Raw genomic sequence first — 2,267 nt, 5'->3', positions numbered from 1 at the left:
CCCCTTCCTTCCCGCCGCAGGCGGCAGCTTCCCAAGAAGCTGAGGGAGGGGAGGACGTCAATCTGAAGGATAGCCCGGTGGCCACGAAGGCCACCGAGAGTAGGGTGACCGCGGCGATATGCCAGCCCATCAACGGCAGGGTGGCGGGGGAGAGCCGGGGGATGACCTGGAAGCGCGCATGGGCGGCGACCAGGGCGGTGAGCAGCAAAAGGAGAAGCTTCACGCGGATCAGCTGGGCGATGGGGCCGGCGGCCGGGTCGAACCACAGCGCCAGCGACGGCACCTTCTGCCAGGCGAGCCACAGGCCAGTGACGATCTGTACCCCCAGCGCCGGCATGCCAATCCGCTCGTAGCCCTGTTCGAACCACTCAAGCGCGGCGACGTCACGCCCCTTCAGCACCCGCGGCAGGATGGTGAAGGCCAGCACCAGATGCCCGCCGGTCCAGACGGTGGCGCCGAGCAGGTGCAAGAGTAGTAAGGTAGCGGTCATGGCGCCCTCCGTGGCGAGAACGATTGTCGCTTATTCTACCGGGCCAGCGCCGCCGGGCTATCTCTCCAAGGGGGTAGCGGGTGGTATAGTGGGCGCCGACACTTCATCGCAGGAGCCACCATGACCACCCCCTCCAATACCCCTCAGGAACCTCGGGACGAGACGCCGCCGCAGGCCAAGAGCGGCCGCTACGAGCGTCACTTCGAGCGTTTCCTTTGGAACAGCCGCCTGCTGGTGATGCTGGCGGTGGTGCCGAGCCTGCTGGGGGCGTTGGTGCTGTTCATCATCGGCACCATGGATATCCTCAAGCTTACGGTGACCGCCGCTACCTACTACCTGGTCGGCGGCCAGCCTGACATCCACGAGACGGTGGTGCCCAGCGTGGTGATGGCGGTGGACATCTATCTGGTGGCCATCGTGCTGCTGATCTTCGGCCTCGGCGTCTACCGGTTGTTCGTCTCACCCATCGAGCCCGCGGAGTCGCATCCCGCCTCCAACCCCTTCAACGTCAGTTCCTTCGACGAGCTCAAGGACAAGATCGCGCGGGTGGTGATCCTCGCGGTGATCATCGAGTTCTTCCGCGCGGTGGTGGACATCACCTTCGCCACACCGTTGGACGCCATCTACCTGGCGCTCTCCGTCCTGGCGTTAGCCGCGGCGCTCTACCTGATGAGTCGCGCCCACAAGCACCACCAGAAGTAGGGTAGCGAGCCGTCGCTGTCCGCTGTGGCACAATATCGGGTTTAAACATCGACAAGGATCGCCAATGGCCTATGTACTGGTGATGGGCGGCCTCGCGCTCTCGGTCAGCTTCACCCTGGGCTGGGCGCTGTGGCGCCTGGGCCGTGCTGCCCTGCGTTGGCTTGGCGGCGGCCCCGCGACGGGCAAGTCGAAGGTCAAGCCGCGTGCCCGCAAGCCTGCGGCGAGGAAGCCGGCCGCCAGCAAGGCGGCGACCCCGCGCAAGACGACCGCCCGTCAGTCGGCCAAGACGCCCAGCGTGCCCTGGGCACTTACGCGATGGCTGGCGGCGCGTCACTCCCTGTTACCCCTGGCCAGCCTGGCACTGATGCTCTATGCCCTCGGGCGTATCGTGATGTTCGGTCTTCAGCACCGCCCAGTGGAAGCTCCGGCATCATTTGCCCAGGTCGTCGACGTGGTGGGCTGGACGGCGGCAGTGCTGCTGGGCCTGGCGCTGCTCTCCCTGTTAGCGCGCTGGCGCTGCCGTGACTAAGTCCCCCTTGGGGTCAGACCCCTAAGTGGATTGAGGGGTCTGACCCCAAAGGGTTGGCGAACCCCAGGACGGCTGGCGGGTCCCAGCCTTAGCGAATGACAAGGAGACGCCCGTGCTAGCCACTATCCAGCGGTTCTTCCAGGAGACGCTGTCGGAGGGAGAGGCCGGCGCCGGCCGCGAGACGCCGAGCCTGGAGCTCGCCGCGGCGGCGCTGCTCTGCGAGGTGATGCGTGCCGACTACGAGGTGACCGATGACGAACTCACGGCCCTGCGGCAATTGCTGCGTGAGCATCTTGCGCTCGGCGATGCGGCCATCGACGAGCTGATGACGCTGGCCCGGGAGGAGGTCGACGACGCCGTCGACCACTACCAGTTCGTCTCGCTGATCCGCGAGCACTATGCCTATAACCGGCGCGTGGAGCTGGTGCAGATGATGTGGTCCCTGGCGCTGGCCGATGGCGAGCAGCACCACCTGGAGGAGCACCGCATCCGCCAGCTGGCGGACCTGCTGCATGTCAGTCATGGTGACCAAAAAGCGCGACATGC

General features: G+C 66.1%; 4 protein-coding genes. 3 read left to right on the top strand and 1 reads right to left on the bottom strand.

The features are described 5' to 3' along the window. Nucleotides 1–490 (bottom strand): CopD family protein (locus Q673_RS23510; protein ID WP_023005104.1); only part of this gene is annotated, 490 nt, incomplete at its 3' end. A 120-nt stretch (nt 491–610) separates the two neighbouring features. Between Q673_RS23510 and Q673_RS23505 the strand changes: the two genes are divergently transcribed. The 3 genes from Q673_RS23505 to Q673_RS23495 all read left to right on the top strand — a co-directional run. Continuing rightward, complete coding sequence (locus Q673_RS23505) at nt 611–1,192, top strand: YqhA family protein (RefSeq protein ID WP_023005103.1); 582 nt, start codon at nt 611–613, stop codon at nt 1,190–1,192. A 64-nt stretch (nt 1,193–1,256) separates the two neighbouring features. Further along, on the top strand, nt 1,257–1,721 hold the full coding sequence (locus Q673_RS23500) for a hypothetical protein (protein ID WP_023005102.1): 465 nt from the start codon (nt 1,257–1,259) through the stop codon (nt 1,719–1,721). 112 nt (nt 1,722–1,833) lie between these two features. After that, nucleotides 1,834–2,267: tellurite resistance TerB family protein (locus tag Q673_RS23495; RefSeq protein ID WP_023005101.1), on the top strand; the 434-nt coding region annotated here is incomplete at its 3' end.

It is taken from the genome of Halomonas sp. PBN3 (genome assembly GCF_000475415.1).
Lineage (GTDB): Bacteria > Pseudomonadota > Gammaproteobacteria > Pseudomonadales > Halomonadaceae > Halomonas > Halomonas shengliensis.
The sequence above is the reverse complement of the archived record's forward strand: the minus strand, read 5'-3'. Positions and strand labels throughout refer to the sequence as shown.

What these genes read in the sequence shown, in the direction of transcription:
- Q673_RS23500 (WP_023005102.1), top strand. Translation starts at nt 1,257, where the DNA reads ATGGCCTATGTACTGGTGATGGGCGGCCTCGCGCTCTCGGTCAGCTTC.
- Q673_RS23505 (WP_023005103.1), top strand. Translation starts at nt 611, where the DNA reads ATGACCACCCCCTCCAATACCCCTCAGGAACCTCGGGACGAGACGCCG.